A 15,374-nucleotide genomic window follows, 5' to 3' on the forward strand; every position below is an offset into this window, starting at 1 on the left:
GGCGGGTATTTTAATCGGGGAAAAGCACTGCCGGTGCGAATGACGGTGTGCTGGGACTCGGTTATCGATAAAAGGTCATACGAGACGGAGATCCGGTTTGGACAGGAGACGTGGCAGCAGATGACTACAGCATTTCCTGATGCCTACCATCCCGGTAAACCTTACTACCGGAACCGAATGGCTGTTGGTCTGGCTCCCGGCGGTACAGTAAGGGTCTGGCTTGAGGATAACGGGAACCCATCTGTACTCCAGCAACCTGCCCGGCAGCTCACCCTGACAGGGAATGACATGCTGATATGCAAAGGGGTAACGAAGCATCCTAACGGGTATGTTTATTACGGAAAGACACCTGATTTTATCAAGGGAAAAACCTATCCGTATGGCGACTGGTAGGGTGCAAAGAGCTGCGTAATCTAAAGGCTTCTTTTGCGATGCTTTTGGCGGTCAGGCGGCGTTAATCCGATCGTGCAGCCATTTGGTGCACCTGATAGCGATAATGTCCGGCGTTTACGGAGGAGCGTGAAGGGCGGCGGTTCGTGCCAGTGGCGGCTGAACTCACTGAGGGTGAGCTTCAGAATTGCGGACGATGTTCCCCTGGTGAAGGGAAAAAAGGTTAGCGATACCAGTTATATCTTCGACTCAGGGATTATGGACTCAGCGATGAGTACGGAATCGGGCGGCCGAAAGTATTTAGCGGAAAGCTGATTAAACCAAAAACAAATTTTTTCCCTCACTCTTCCAGCCACATGGACAATATGGCTGGGTTAAAGTTATTCGGCGAAGAGACGGGAACAGAAAAGTGGCGCAGGCGTTTTAGGCTAAGTGGTACACGATACATAACTCTTCAATCGATTGTTCATCAGGTGAAAGTTGTTGTATTAAACCCATCAGATTATCCAGGAAATCTGATAGCAACTTATCCGGATAGCAGTTGTGAAGATATACTGAATATTTCCCCGGACTATGAAAAACTGCTGTCAATGAAACAGGCGATATTTTTACCGAAAAAAGGATCTCTCTGAGATCCTTGTTTGTTGCATAGCTTTTTGTGGCTGCATTGCTAAAACCCCTTAACGCGAGTTTCCGCTTACTCTCCAATCATGCGCAGTTCGCTCAGCGGCACTGTTCACGCAGTTTCCACAGCAGCCACGCATCCAGTTCCCGATCGGCCATGGGCCTGGCATAGAAGTATCCCTGCGCCTGATCGCAGCCATACTCCGTCAGGGTATCGACGGTTTCCGCATTCTCGACCCCTTCTGCCAGTACCACATAGTCCAGCTCTTTCAACATGCTGATAATGCTGCGGGCGATGATACGCGATGCCATATCTGAAGAGAGATCGCTGATCAGAGAGCGATCGAGCTTGATGACATCCAGCGGCATACGCCGCAGATAGCTGATGTTGCTGTAGCCGGTGCCAAAATCATCCAGCGAAATGCCAAAGCCGCGCTGTTTCAGCCGCATCAGCCCGGCCATTGCCATCGGGCTTTCGATAATGCGTTCGGTTTCCAGACACTCAATACCCAGCAGAGAAGTCGGCAGGCGGTGGCGCTGCATCTGCTCCTCCAGCACGGCGGCAAACTCCTCACGCGCAAAATCGTTGAGGCTGACATTGACCGTAACGGGCAGCTGCGTACAGTAATTGCGCAGTCGCGCCATTCGCGCAATTGTCTGGTCAATGACCCACGTGGTCATCGCCTGCAGCAGCTCGGTCTGCTCCGCCAGCGGGACAAATGCCACCGGAGAGAGCTCGCCATGAACCGGATGACGCCAGCGGATCAGCGCCTCCAGACCAATCGGCGCGCCGGTTTGCAGACATATTTTTGGCTGATAAACCAGATAAAGCCCGCCTTCGCTGCGCAGCGCGGCGGCGAACTCATGCATCAGGGTATAGTCGCGGCTGTGCTGCACCTCTGCTGACGCGCTGTATGCCACGGAAGGCAGGTTACGCCCGATAGCTTCATGCAGCGCGCTGACCGCTCGGCGCAGAATTTCACTGCCGCTAAAGCAGCCAGCGGTAAAATCTGCCTGACCGGTATGGGTGGTCAGCGCGACGGAAAGCCCTTCGCCTAAATCAGCGCTTATTCCTTCCATCCGCCCGGCAATCCACTCCGCGCTCAGGCGGCTGCTGGTGCGGGTGAGCAGCGCGAACCGTCCGGTTGCGACCGTATAAAGCAGTTCGCCCAGCGACGGGCGCAGGCGCAGCGGCAGCAGCGTGGCGACATCTTTCAGCAGGCTTTCCACCGGGCCGACGCCCATTGAACGCGCCAGCTCCCAGGCGCGCGGCATATCGACACACTCAATCAGCACCAGACGCCGGGGCGTAATATCGCCAGACGTGGCAAGATGCTGCAGATCGCGGATCAGCCGCTGCCGGTTTGGCAGGCCGGTAACCGGGTCGGTGAAGCCGGCTGCGTGCCACGCCTCCAGGAAGGAGATCACCAGATTTGCCAGCAGCCGGAGCGTCTCCAGCTGCTCCGTACCGAAGGGGTGCGGCTCAACGTCGGTAACGCAGAGGGTACCAAAGACAATACCTTCACGATTTTTCAGCGGCACGCCGGCGTAGAAGCGGATCCAGGGGGAGCCGGTGACAAAGCGATGCGTGACAAAACGGGCGTCAAGCCAGGTGTCCGGGATGACCATCGGGCTGTCATCATCAACCACATAGCGGCAGAGCGACTCTTCGCGCGTGGTCTGCTTCAGCGTAAAATTGCGCGCCGCCCGGATATATTGATCGCGCTCATCCAGTACTGAAACAAAACATCCCGGGATCCCCAGCACCTGACTGGCCAGCCGGGCAAATTTACCCAGTACATCGTCACGACACTCATCCGGTTCGCGCAGCGCCTGTAATGCACGACGGCGTAGGCTCTCATCATCAGCAGAATCGATTAGCACAGAGCCTCCGCGCTGCCGGGCAGCAGCTGCTGAAAGGCATCCGGACTCAGCGGTTCGCCCAGCGCATGCCCCTGAATCGTATCGCATTCTGCCTGGTTAACCAGCATACGCTGCGCGCTGTTTTCCACCCCTTCAGCCAGCACCCTGAGCTGCAGGCTTTTTCCCAGCGTCGCCAGCGCGCTGAACATCATGCGGATGCGGCCACTCTCTGTCAGCTGCGCTGTCAGTGACTTATCCAGCTTCAGGCCGGTGACAAATTCATGCTGCAGCAAACTGATGGCACCCAGCGCGCGGCCATAGTGATCGATAATAAAACTGGCGCCGGTTTGTCTGATAGCGTTCAGGCGCGCCGGCACTTCCTGTACCAGCGCTGTCAGCATCGACTCATCCACTTCCAGATCAACAAAACTGGCATCGCTGCCGGTGAGTTCCCGCAGCAGTTTGTCCAGCCGGATATCATCCAGCTGGCGGGGAAACAGGTTAATGCTGACGCGCAGCGCCGGATGCCGCTTTTGCCACAGCATGACCTGCTGCAGCGCGCTGCGCAGCACCCATTCACCCAGCGTTATTGAGAGCGAGCTTTTCATCAGCATGCCGATAAATGCCTCAGGCAGCAGGAGGCCGCGCGTCGGATGCTGCCAGCGCAGCAGCGCTTCGCAGCCGGTAAGCGCATGGCTTGTTGCATCAAACTGTGGCTGATAATAGAGCACAAACTGGTGCTGCCGCACTGCGACCTCCAGCTCGCGCTCAAAGCGACGTCGCTGCTGCTCCGCCTCAAGAAACGCGGGGACGAACTCTACGCTGCAGCCTTTACCGGCTGCTTTCGCCTGGTAGAGTGCCAGATCGGCAGCAGACATCATCGCCGACGCATCGCGACCATGCTGCGGCCAGGAAGCGATACCCAGGCTGGCACCTACCACCACCGGCGTCTCCTGGTAGCTAAAGGGACTCTGCACCGCCTCTATCAGCTGTAGTGCGGTATGCTGCGCGGCCTGGCTATCTCCGGGCAGCAGAATCACGAACTCATCCCCGCCAAGCCGGGCAGCCATGATTGCCTGAGCGCAGACCGTGCGGATTTGTCCGGCGACGTGGCACAGCAGCGCATCGCCCGCCGCATGCCCCAGCATATCGTTGACCTCTTTGAAACCATCGAGGTCGACCATCAGCAGCGTGAACGGAACGTCCGCCCGCGTCAGCTGCTCCAGCTGATCCATAAATGCACTGCGGCTGGCCAGCCGCGTGAGCATATCGAGTGACGCAAGTTCACACAGCCGCGCTTCACTTTCATGACGATCGGTAACATCGCGGATGATCATGCCGACCAGGCGCTCGCGATCTTCCTGCCAGCCGGAGAACGAGACCTCTGCCGGAAACGCCTGCCCGCTGCGCCGCATGGCCCAGATTTGCACCCGGCGCGGCTGTGAGATAACTGACCGATCGGCCATCATGCGCGCCAGCTCCTGACGGTAGGCGGTCTGTGAGCGTTCTGAAACCAGATTCGCGACATATTCACCCAGCATCTCCTGCGCACTATAGCCAAACAGCCGGGTCGCGGCGGGGTTCCAGAATATGACCCCCTGCCGGATATCGGTGCAAATGATGGCATCAGAGGAGGTTGAAGAGATCGCCTCAAGCCGCTGCTGACTGCTGTGCCGCAGCAGTTCCAGACGATGCACTTCCAGCTGGTCCATAACCAGCGAGGCGATAGCGGCCAGATGCCGGCGATCGGTTGCGTTCAGCGCGGCGCGCGGCTGCGTATCGATCAGGCAGACGGTGCCAATGCGGTGGCCACCCGGAGTAGTAAGTGGAATACCGGCATAGAAGCGAATATGGGGATATCCCAGCACCAGCGGATTCTGGCTGAAACGGGCGTCCAGGCGGGTGTCCGGCACGCAGAGTACATCGTCCTGTTCAAGGGTAAAATGACAAAACGCGACGCTGCGCGAGGTTTCGCAGATTGAGAGTCCGTGACGCGATTTAAAAAACTGCCGCTCACTGTCAATCAGCGAAATAAACGCCACGGGTACGCGAAAGAGCCGCGCTGCCAGCATGGTAAGGCGGTCCAGCGCGTCAGAAGGTGGCGTATTCATCAGCTGATACTGTGCCAGCGCCTCAAGGCGCGCCGCTTCGGCGCCAGGTGTGGGTTGCAATGTCAGTCCCCTGTTGTGAATGCTGTGGCCGGCTTGACACAGCAGAGTGGGGACACGTTCAGTCAGACAGATAGCCTGTCGCCGGAAGAAAGGTCCTGCATACCTGCCCGAGCGAATTAACTCAGACAGGCGTTTTTTTTGTCAGAACGCTGCCGATAGCAGCAAACAGGAGATGTATAGCGTCATATGCCTGTTGCTACATTATCGGCATGACAGACCAGAACTTCAGGCGGGATCGGTTTTCAACCGTAAGTAACTATTTCTTAGCGCGGGCAGCTGAGATCGCCCTCTTCGCAGTTAAGCAGCGACTGCAACTCTTTGGTTCGCTGCTCCGTTTTGTTCTGCAGGCATTGCGATATCAGCATAGGATGAATCGAGCCGCCGCGCGTGGAGGAGGTCATAAAATCGCAGTCGGCATCGCGATAAGCTATCCAGCGCCGCTGCGCAGTCTGAAGCAGCGTTTTCTGATCGCCGCTCATCCGCTTCAGCACCTGACGATAGCTGCTGTTCAGCGCTTTATCAGCGACACTGTACGCATCTGCCGCACACGCATTCATTTCCATCTGTGTTTCAGCCTTGTCGCAGTCTGCTGCCATTGTGCCAGCGGCAGGCAGCATTAATAGCGCACCAAGTATGAACTTTTTCATCACGTCTTCTCCATTTTATATTGTGCTGATAGTGGCTCTGCCAGTGTAGTCAGTCATCGCGCTAAAAATCTTACCGTGAAAAGTGGTTATCCATAAAATTAACCATTGCGGCATCATGTGCATCGATGTGACGAATATAGCGCATAACCGTTTCCGGCTTTTTCCACGTTCCTTCCTGCATGATCTGCGCAGTACTGTACTTTTTCGCCGCCATATCGATAGCGGCCCCTACGCGGGTACTGTGGCCACTCCAGCCGCGATAGCGATTTTTATTAGGGGCTGCGTCTTTGCCCGGCCCTGCCTGCTGCCAGGCGCGAACAAAGATATCTTCCAGCGCGCGCGTTGACAGCGGTTTTACGCTCGCGACTGCGGCGCGGTTAGTACGATGAACCGGGCCAAAAAGATAAGCATCAGGCTCATTAATCAGGCCGGAAAGTTGCAGCCACGTCGTAAGCCGCTCTGAAGAGAGATCCCCCAGCGCTTTAATCAGGCCGCCGGTCATCACAATAGTTTTAGTCCAGCCCACATCAAGGATAATGCGTCCGTCAGCCGCGCGCGTGATATCTCTGACGCGTAACCGGCCCACTTCACTGATACGCAGCAGCGTGGCGTAAGCAACGTGCAGAAAAGCGAGATCGCGCACCTGCTGAAGACGCTCTGACGCTGACCAGAGTCTATCCAGCGTCAGCAAATCTGTTATGCGAAACGGTACCGCCTGACCCGCGCGTTCCCCCTGAATCACCGCCGTGCGGTTGATTTTTTTGATAGCGCGAAACACCTGCGGGGCGCTGTTAGGCGGCATCAGACCGGCGTTACGGTGTAACATAGAGATTAGCGCGGCGTGCGTTGCAATAGTTGAAGAGGCTCTGCCGCTGCTCTGCAGCCAGAGCAGATAATCCCGCAGGCAGGCAGGAGACATGGGTAAAAATGAGCGGCCATGCTCAGTAGCCCAGCGGCTGCAGCTACGCATCACGCTCAGCAGCTGACGCCACGTGTTGTCAGAAAAAGCATCTTTATCACTGACAAACTCTTTCAGCCGCTGCGTTATCTCTTCATCGGCGGCAGCGATAAGACCTGCAACCGGAATTATTTCACTCATATACACTCTTTCTGCTCAGATTAACGGCAGCGCTACGCGATTTCTGCAGAGGATTACCCCGCAAGTATTTGCAGAATCGACGTAGCGACGCCTGAATTTTGAACGATTGGGCCGGCTCGCTGAGCCCGATCGGCTGCATTCTCTGACACTTATCTTAACGTGAATAGCGCCATGAAAGTAACCTCATATAATGGGTATTATATGAATTTATAAAAACATCTCTGTTGCGCCGATATGCAGATTTAATTTGTCCGGGATCATGCATCAGGAAACCCAATCAAAAAGCGTGACGGTTATACGCTATATTTATCCTGTCGATGTTAACGCTAAGCTGTAATGTTCCCTGGCGATTTTCTGGGGAATTTCTCATGATCAAAGAGACAGTTACTGTTTTTACTAAGGTTATTTTAGATATTCGAAGAGCCCTCTCTTCGCACCAGTTGAACTGACAATGTCCGCTTCTGGCACAAAGCGGATTGTGATCAGCGTTCTTACAGCTATTTTTCTGACGTCCATCGTGACTTGCCCTAAGCATGTTGTAGTGCAATAATTGTAATGACATTTGTAATTACAAGAGGTGTAAGACATGGGTAGCATAAACCTGCGTATTGACGATGAACTTAAAGCGCGTTCTTACGCCGCGCTTGAAAAAATGGGTATTACTCCCTCTGAAGCGCTTCGCCTCATGCTTGAATATATCGCTGAAAATGAACGTTTGCCGTTCAAACAGACACTCCTTAGTGATGAAGACGCTGAACTCGTGGAGATAGTGAAAGAGCGTCTTCGCAATCCTAAGCCAGTAAGCGTGACGCTGGATGAGCTCTGATAGCGTATTTACTGGATTTTGACGAGCGGGCACTAAAGGAATGGCGAAAGCTGGGCTCGACGGTACGTGAACAGTTGAAAAAGAAGTTGGCTGAAGTACTTGAGTCACCCCGATTGAAGCGAACAAGCTCCGTGGTATGCCTGACTGTTACAAGATTAAGCTCCGGTCTTCAGGCTATCGCCTTGTATACCAGGTTATAGACGAGAAAGTTGTTGTCTTCGTGATTTCTGTTGGGAAAAGAGAACGCTCGGAAGTATATAGCGAGGCGGTCAAACGCATTCTCTGAATCAAAGCATGAAATCTCTGTTTCGCACCGAAGGTGACACTTCTGTTTTGCGTTGACAATTATCCTGTCGACGTGCTTCAGGGCGTAGTGAAAAAACAATCACCGATGCGATAAGAAGGAGTCTGTTATGGCTGAACCGGCATTTAATGGCAGTGAGTTACTTGAGTCTTTTGCCAATTCCCTGATGCATTCAGGCTATTTAACCCCTGAACTGAAGGCAAAGTTAATGCAGGAACGGGTGATCTATTTGCCTGTGCCCGACAACGATCGCATGCTGTTTGAAGTCAGGATAGATAGCCGCGACAGGCTTCACGTCTGTACCGTGCCTGTGAAAGTGAAACCGGAAGCGGCGGATAAATGCAGAATCAGGGCTTTTCTGAACCGCTCCAGAGCGGATACAACTCGTCCGGCAGGCTATAAATTTCCAAAATAATGCCATACGATATGAGCATATAAAATCTCTGACAAAGATTTTTATGCTCATGCTTTACATTATAATTAATTTATAAATAATATGTTTTCATCGGCAGGCATAGCTATCACCAGCCCTGATATTTAAAATAAATATATTTAATAAGTGAAACCGCGCATATATTATGTGATGTGTTATTAAAGAAAGCGTAAAGATATAAAATTGCTTTGAACTCATTTCATGACAAATAATAACAAGTAACATTCAGATGAAGTTAAATTTATGTCATTGATTTTAGGTGCTTTATGGAATCCAGTTATTTAAACATCGACGATCTGTCTTTTTCCTTAGCCGCCACCAAATACTCCTGCAATCATTTAACGCCGCTAATTTATAGCCTTTTCTGCGGAAATAGCACCTGTCATTGCGTGCCTGACGCTGCCCCATAAGCAACAGCATATGATATGCACGACAGCAATGCTGTTAGCCATTTAATAAAAAACAATGACTGCTATCATGCCATAATTTCAGGCCGGTTATCTTTATTTACTCCTGAATCAAATCAGGGCAATTAAGGGCGCGCAGCTTGTAAGAAAAAAATTAAAATATCCTGCATGGTGTATCTTGCATTAATTAAGCTAAGCCTCAGCGCTAATTTATCTCCTGTTTACCTGAGCACTTTATTTTCCTTCATCTATACTCACTGCGTTAGATAAACCAGCTGCTGGCTCCCGATCCGGCAGCGGCGCTATCTTTTTTTGCAGGCTATTGTGCTCAGCGTTGCGCACGGCCTGTGGGTTTACATGACGTCTTTCAACAGGGGGATCTCCTGCTATGTTGCATTCTCAATCTTCACGGCTGGGCAGCATATTGCTGCTCATCGCAGCCGTTATTGGCTTTGGCGTAGCGCTCTGGGCCTGGCTCACGCCGCTGACCGGCGTAACCGGCACCATCGGTGCACTCGGTGTGGCTATTGCCAGCGTGGTACTGGCGCTGCTGACTCTGCTGTTGCGCGGCAGCACCGGCGGCGCGCGCGTTTTCTGGATCGTTGTGACGCTGGCGGTGCTGTTTGGTATCGGCTTCTCCGCTGCGCTGCTGCACCAGTACATCATTACTGCAGCCATGGTGGTCGGCCTGATTGGGCTTATCGCGCTGAGTAAACAAACAGGGCGCCATGCCCAACGCGTCAGAGTCTGAGGAGTCACCTGTGCAAAACACTAACTATTCGCCGCTGATGAAAGTCAGTATGACGGCACTTGCGCTGCTGGTGAGTTCATTTTCACTGCACGCAGAAGATAAAGCCACCGAAGCGTCGATGGGCGCGCGTCAAAAACTGGATGTGGATGCTGCCGATCAGCAGGATGCGGGAACCACAAAAACCACCGATGATGCATCCACCGGCAAGCTTGATGGACAGAAAGTGGAATCCGCTGCTAACCCGGCTACACCACTGGTGCCGGCAGGCGCAACCTGGGACAGCTTTCACGGTCAGCTGAACGCACAGAAATATAGCCCGCTGAAGCAGATCACGACGGAAAACGTCAGCAAACTGAAGAAGATCTGGGAGTTTCATACCGGTGATGTCTCAGACGGAAAAGGGGATACGCCTGCCACGGTCTGGTCCGCTACGCCAATTTTTGCCAATGAGACTATTTACGTCGGCACGCCGTTCGATCGGTTAATTGCGCTCGATCCGGGTACCGGTAAAGAGAAGTGGCATTACGATACCAAATCACCGCGTAAAGCACTGACGCAACCGGTCCTGAAAAACCGCGGCGTGTCATACTGGCAGTCTAAAAATCCGGTAGCAGGCGAAGCGTGTCAGAAGATTGTCTATATGGGCACCGTTGACGCTAAGCTCTGGGCGCTGGATGCCGACTCCGGCAAACCGTGCGAAAACTTTGCCAATAAAGGCGTGTTAGACATCGATCAGTGGAATACCGTTAACGCGAAGTATCCGCTCTCTATTCTGCAGCCGCCTACGGTTGTGGGCGATCATTTAATGATTGGCTGGGCAGGTAAAGACTGGGCATATGCAGAAGCCCCTCCAGGCACGGTCTTTACCGTAAACGCCCAGACCGGCAAGCTGGAATGGACCTTTGAAGCGATTCCGGAAAACGTTCGCGCCCGCACCGGTACCGCCAACGTCTGGACTCACATGTCAGCAGATGAGGCCAACGGTCTGGTCTATCTGCCTGTTTCTTCGCCATCACCTAATTACTGGGGCGGCAACCGTACGGAGTCTATTCCGCTGGGGACCTCAACGACCGCGCTGGATATCAAAACCGGTAAAGTTGTCTGGTCGCGCCAGTGGGTGCATCACGATGTGTGGGATTACGATATCAACTCTGCGCCGACGCTGATGGACATTACCGTAAATGGTAAGCAGATCCCGGCGCTGGTTCAGGCCACCAAGCAGGGCTTCCTGTTTGTGGTAAATCGCCTGACCGGTGAAGATGTCTGGCCAATTGAAGAGCGCCCGGTGCCGCAGGGCGATGGTTCAGTACAGGGTGAAAAACTGGCCCCTACGCAGCCTTTCCCGACCAAACCCGCTCCGCTGCTGGATCAGTCGAAAAAGCCGGCTATCTGGAAGCTGGCTGACATCGTAGGAGCAGGTCAGTGTTCCCGCCTGTGGGACAAGCTGAGCTACGATGGCATGTATTCGCCGCCTACAACCAAAGGCGAAGGTGTGCTGACCTATCCTGACAGCGCTGGCGGCGTACAGTGGGGTGGCGTGGCGTTCGATCCGCAGAAGCAGATCGCTATCGTCAACACCTCGCACATTGTGCAGTATATCAAGCTCTACAGCCGTGAAGATTATGAGAAAGCGGATAATGGCTCGGGCAATGAAAGCGGTTTTGCACCTCAGGAAGGTGCCCCGTATGGTCTGCGTCTGATGGTCGCAAACAACTGGCTGGGCATGCCGTGCTGGCAGCCGCCGTTTGGCGAAATCGTGGCGATCGATATGCATACCGGTGACGTGAAGTGGCGTCGTCCGGTCGGTGCTTCGCAGCAGTACGGCTTCTTTATGCCGGAAAGCTGGGGCTCACCGACGATTGGTGGTCCGGCAGTCACCGCAGGCGGCGTGATCTTTATCGGTGCCTCAATGGATGCCAAAGTCCGCGCCTACTCCGTGGACACAGGTGAAGAGCTGTGGGCCGATCAGGTAGAAGCACCTGCCGTTGCTAACCCGTCTGTCTATGAGTATAAAGGGCGTCAGTATGTCGCCTTTGTGGCGGGTGGTAATACGATTCTGAAAGATCAGGTCGGCGATCAGGTTGTGGTTTACGCCCTTCCGGAAGAGTGATCCTGCATATGCAGCGGTAAACAGAGCGGGGCCTGTGAGTGCCCCGCTTTTTTATTACGCTAATTCTGGCCTGCCTGACGCATCGGCATACGGTCAATCAGTAAGAGCAGGGCCTCCGCGCTTACCGGCCGGGTCTCGCGCAGTTTCATGCCACCATCTTTACCCACCAGCACAATTTCAAATCCGGCAGGATTAAGCTGCGCACGCAGCGCGCCGCTATCCGCCGGGCAGACATCGCTCAGCACCACGATATCACGCTCCCTGAGCGCATCCTGCTGCTGTTGCAACAGCGCCATTTGCCGTATGAAATCCGCATCGCGGTCAGAAGGGGCGAAGATCACAAGCAGCCGCTTATGCCAGCGATAGTGCTCCAGCGAATTCTGCGCTGGCTGCAGCGTCTGAAACAGCGGTTCTGGCTGGCGGGCAGCCTGCGCCGCACCGTTCAGCGCCAGGGTAAACAGCACAGCGTAGAGGGTGGAGCGTAATCGCGATGCAGAAGACATAAGCCAGGCCCCTTTTTGGCAGTAACAGGTTAAGTCTGGACAGAGCATTAACCACTTGCCAGAACCTGACGGTTCTTTACCTGGCTCAGCGCTGTCAGACCGGCCCGCACGCCCGATCGCGGCCGCTGCGTTTCGCCTGGTAAAGCGCCTGGTCCGCTTCGCGTCTGAGCTGTTCCGCTTCTGACGCTTCCCCGGCAGAGACCAGTGAATAGTAGCCTGCGCTCACGGTTACCACGCCTGCGGCGACCAGGCTGCTCTCATGGGCAATCCCCAGCTCTTTTACGGCCTTAACCGCCTGTCCGGCGACAATTTGCGCTTCTGAAAAATCGGTGTTCGGCAAAATGATGGCGAACTCTTCGCCACCGTAGCGCGCCACAACGTCCCCATGATAATGCACGCAGCTCTTGAGGGCCTGCGCCACATCCTGCAGGCATTCATCGCCGGCAACGTGGCCGTAAGTATCGTTATAATGCTTGAAACAGTCGACATCGATCATGATCAGCGCCACCGGATCGCCGCTTTTATGTGATTTCAGCAGCGCCTGGTCGAGCAGGGCGTCAAACTGTCGCCGGTTGGCCAGCCCGGTCAGACCATCCACCAGCGCCAGCGACTGCAGCGTATGATTAATGCTGGTAAGCTCATCCCGCACAAAAGTCAGCTCAATCTGATTTCTGACGTTAGTCCCCACCTGGCGAAGCACCAGAAGCCCCATACCGGCAATGGCAAACAGAAGCGTCAGGTTGAGCAGCAGATTAATCAGGTTACCGGTAAGCCACGCTTTACGGATGGCGGCAAGGTCATACCCCGCGGTAACAATCAGCGGATAGCGCTCCAGACGCGCATAGCCGTAAACGCGCACGATGCCATCAAGAGAGGATCGCCAGGTCGCATTGCCGCTGGACGCAGATTTGAGTTCAGTTTTAAACAGCGGGCTGGCGGAGAGCATTCTGCCAATATAGGCATCCGGGAAAGGACGAATATAGAGGGCCGATGCGTCAGCAAGAATGAGGCCCAGCGTATCTTTATCGCCCAGCGCATAGTAGCTGTAATACTGGCGGAAATAGTCCACGCGCACCGTGGCGAGCGCCACACCGGCAAAGTTCCCCTGACTGTCGTTCAGGCGTACTGAAACCGGGATAACCAGATCGCCGGTAGAGCGGCTGCGTATGACGCGGCTGATAAGCAGATTGGTGTCATTGTGATTGCGGTGCCATAAAAAGTAGGCGCGATCGGCATTGCTGGCATTGGTCGGCACAAAGTTACCGGATGAGGCGATCCAGTGTCCGTCAGTATCATAGACAAACAGGCCATGCAGCTGCGGCAGTTTACTCTGCTGCTCTTTGAGCTGGTGCAAAAACGCCGGCGTCGCCGCGTACTCATTGCCGCGCTGACGCAACTGCCTGACCGCATCGGCTAAGGTGATCTCAACCTGCAGAAACGAATCTTCAGCATGTTTGGCCAGCGATACAGAGAGATTGCGCGCATCATCTTTCTTCTCACTCATGATCTGCTGCCAGGAGTTCCACAGCGACCAGGCGTTGATTGCCACCACAAACAGGCTAATCAATACCAGAAACAGCATCATGCTTTTTCCGAGCGAGGTTTTTAGCAGTGAAGAGCCTGAAGCGTTGAGTGAGTTTTTTCGCATAGAGTCGGGTTCTGAGCAGGCGGCAGAAATCAGGCAGGCATCATACATCAGCCACAATCTGTTCAGAAGTGGTTATCAATCTGGCGGGTAACTTGCTGTTCGCTTTTTCCTGTTTTCAGGCTGATTCAGGCCGGCTGATAAACGCCGGACTGTTCAGCAAATGGCCTGATTCCCGTGCGTTAAGACTTCTTGCCTCCCTTACCCAGATTCTGTTCAACCAGCCACTCAATCACCTGACTGCGATTAAGATTATGGCGGTTAGCGTAAAGCTGAATTTTACGTAATACCGACAGGCGCAGGGAGAGAGAAACCGACTTTTTGGCCTCTTTGTCGAGGATCACTGACGCAGAGAGATTCTGTCCTGCACCCGCGCTGTCATGTAACGCGAGACTTTCACGCATCATTTTAACGATTTTAGGCGTCAGCGATCCGGCGCCGGTCATCTGATAGTTACCGGCGGATTTATTAAACCTGATCTCTGCCTGATAGCTGGTGCGGATTTCACGTAAATCGCGCACAAACGTCGGCTCAGAGCACGCCATTTGCTGCAGTAAAAGCGCCTTTTCTACGGGTTTACCCGTGCTCAGCAAGGCGACCAGCTGATACTGTCTGTACTGTTTTGCGCTCAGAGGCATAGCACACCGTTAAAAGAGTAAAGATAGCGATCACTGACGCTGGGCGTAAACCGCGCCGGTATACGCGCTGACAATACCGCAGTGTGCAGACCGCTCCAGCATAGCAGCAGCCCAGTTGCGATGCGTGGCAGGTTCGCACATTGCGCCCTGCGATTTAAATACTGCCTGTTCTGAATTCATGATGCGCAGCGCATCTTCGTAGTCGCTCTGCTCCGCCATCAGACCGCGCTGAATGATCTCCAGCTGCGCCGGATGGATAGCCGTTTTCCCGACCAGCCCGTGCGCCACATCCAGCGCCAGCTCACGCTCCAGCAGCGCCACATCTTCGATGCGTTCACACACCGGGGCCGTTAGCGCAAACCCGCGCGACGCAAAGGTCGCCACCAGCATTTTCACTACGTAACCCAGCGGCCCCTCATAGAGCGTAAGGTGGCGCGAGCGCCGCAGTCCCAGTACCGACATCAGGTCGTTACCGCCAATGCGCAGTGCCAGGATACGCTCGCGGCACGGGTGCTGTTCCAGCAGGCTTGCCAGCTGTTGCATCGCGGTACTGTCAAAAACATCGCGCGTTTCCAGCGTCGGCATCAGCAGCAGCGACGTTGGTGCCAGCAGACGCCACCAGGAGAGTACGTTAGCCTGATTAAACTTCGGTAAAACAAACCCGTCGATACCAGACAATTCGCTATCGTGCAGCAACCCTGCAGCCATGGCTTCATCGCGCGGCCGGATAAACACCAGCGGCGGAGTATGCGTGGGGGTTTGCTGCTGAAGCTGGCGCAGTAAAGTTTGCAGATTATCCCGCGCCAGAGTCACATCCCGCTCGCTGACGGCATCCTCAAGGCAGATCACCAGCGAACGCAGATGTGGAATTTTTCCATGCAGGATCACGTCGGCCAGATCGCTGCGGGTGGCAGGCATATAGAGCGTGGCACCCAGCATCCAGGGGGAGAGTGGCAGGCTCAT

At 54.4% G+C, this 15,374-nt stretch carries 13 protein-coding genes and 1 pseudogene; 6 read left to right on the forward strand and 8 right to left on the reverse strand.

Going from position 1 to position 15,374, the window contains the following annotated elements; translation table 11 throughout:
• Window positions 1-393: DUF2931 family protein (locus B4M48_RS16300; protein ID WP_288657221.1), on the forward strand; the 393-nt coding region annotated here is incomplete at its 5' end.
• 720 nt (window positions 394-1,113) lie between these two features.
• Here the strand turns inward: B4M48_RS16300 and B4M48_RS16305 are convergent.
• The 4 genes from B4M48_RS16305 to B4M48_RS16320 all read right to left on the reverse strand — a co-directional run bounded on the left by B4M48_RS16305 (window position 1,114) and on the right by B4M48_RS16320 (window position 6,794).
• Window positions 1,114-2,898 carry an EAL domain-containing protein gene (locus B4M48_RS16305; protein ID WP_288657223.1) on the reverse strand — a complete coding sequence of 595 codons (1,785 nt, stop codon included), beginning with the start codon at window positions 2,896-2,898 and terminating at the stop codon, window positions 1,114-1,116.
• Window positions 2,892-4,988 carry a putative bifunctional diguanylate cyclase/phosphodiesterase gene (locus B4M48_RS16310; RefSeq protein WP_288657421.1) on the reverse strand — a complete coding sequence of 699 codons (2,097 nt, stop codon included), beginning with the start codon at window positions 4,986-4,988 and terminating at the stop codon, window positions 2,892-2,894. Before B4M48_RS16310 ends, B4M48_RS16305 begins: the two co-directional genes overlap by 7 nt.
• Before the next feature lie 323 nt (window positions 4,989-5,311).
• Entirely contained in the window at window positions 5,312-5,695 is a 384-nt protein-coding gene (locus B4M48_RS16315) for a lysozyme inhibitor LprI family protein (RefSeq protein WP_104085939.1), read from the reverse strand.
• A gap of 70 nt (window positions 5,696-5,765) precedes the next feature.
• Entirely contained in the window at window positions 5,766-6,794 is a 1,029-nt protein-coding gene (locus tag B4M48_RS16320; RefSeq protein WP_288657224.1) for a tyrosine-type recombinase/integrase, read from the reverse strand.
• Between the two features lie 586 nt (window positions 6,795-7,380).
• Here B4M48_RS16320 and relB point away from each other — a divergent pair.
• The 5 genes and pseudogenes from relB to B4M48_RS16345 all read left to right on the forward strand — a co-directional run bounded on the left by relB (window position 7,381) and on the right by B4M48_RS16345 (window position 11,625).
• A complete protein-coding gene (gene relB, locus B4M48_RS16325; protein WP_288657226.1) occupies window positions 7,381-7,620 on the forward strand; it encodes a type II toxin-antitoxin system antitoxin RelB in 240 nt (79 codons plus the stop codon).
• Window positions 7,620-7,906, forward strand: a pseudogene (relE, locus tag B4M48_RS16330) (type II toxin-antitoxin system mRNA interferase RelE). The gene relB and the pseudogene relE overlap by 1 nt, the downstream one beginning before the upstream one ends.
• A 127-nt stretch (window positions 7,907-8,033) precedes the next feature.
• On the forward strand, window positions 8,034-8,339 hold the full coding sequence (locus B4M48_RS16335) for a hypothetical protein (protein WP_288657228.1): 306 nt from the start codon (window positions 8,034-8,036) through the stop codon (window positions 8,337-8,339).
• 813 nt (window positions 8,340-9,152) lie between these two features.
• The gene (locus B4M48_RS16340; protein WP_065648011.1) at window positions 9,153-9,515 is read left to right on the forward strand and encodes a hypothetical protein; all 363 of its coding nucleotides are present in this window, start codon (window positions 9,153-9,155) and stop codon (window positions 9,513-9,515) included.
• Window positions 9,516-9,564: 49 nt separating this feature from the next.
• Window positions 9,565-11,625, forward strand: a complete 2,061-nt coding sequence (locus tag B4M48_RS16345) for a pyrroloquinoline quinone-dependent dehydrogenase (protein ID WP_414692710.1) — start codon at window positions 9,565-9,567, stop codon at window positions 11,623-11,625.
• A gap of 59 nt (window positions 11,626-11,684) precedes the next feature.
• On the opposite strand, the gene B4M48_RS16350 is transcribed toward B4M48_RS16345, so the two are convergent.
• The 4 genes from B4M48_RS16350 to B4M48_RS16365 form a co-directional block, all read right to left on the reverse strand.
• On the reverse strand, window positions 11,685-12,128 hold the full coding sequence (locus B4M48_RS16350; RefSeq protein ID WP_288657230.1) for a DUF4174 domain-containing protein: 444 nt from the start codon (window positions 12,126-12,128) through the stop codon (window positions 11,685-11,687).
• Window positions 12,129-12,222: 94 nt separating this feature from the next.
• Window positions 12,223-13,776: a GGDEF domain-containing protein gene (locus B4M48_RS16355; protein ID WP_288657231.1), complete on the reverse strand. Its 1,554-nt coding sequence runs from the start codon at window positions 13,774-13,776 to the stop codon at window positions 12,223-12,225.
• A gap of 179 nt (window positions 13,777-13,955) precedes the next feature.
• Window positions 13,956-14,411 carry a hypothetical protein gene (locus B4M48_RS16360; RefSeq protein ID WP_065648014.1) on the reverse strand — a complete coding sequence of 152 codons (456 nt, stop codon included), beginning with the start codon at window positions 14,409-14,411 and terminating at the stop codon, window positions 13,956-13,958.
• A gap of 30 nt (window positions 14,412-14,441) precedes the next feature.
• Window positions 14,442-15,374, reverse strand: coding sequence for an HpcH/HpaI aldolase/citrate lyase family protein (locus B4M48_RS16365; protein ID WP_288657233.1), 933 nt, complete (start codon window positions 15,372-15,374; stop codon window positions 14,442-14,444).

Source organism: Pantoea sp. UBA6567 (assembly GCF_002434165.1).
Classification (GTDB): Bacteria; Pseudomonadota; Gammaproteobacteria; order Enterobacterales; family Enterobacteriaceae; genus Pantoea; species Pantoea eucrina.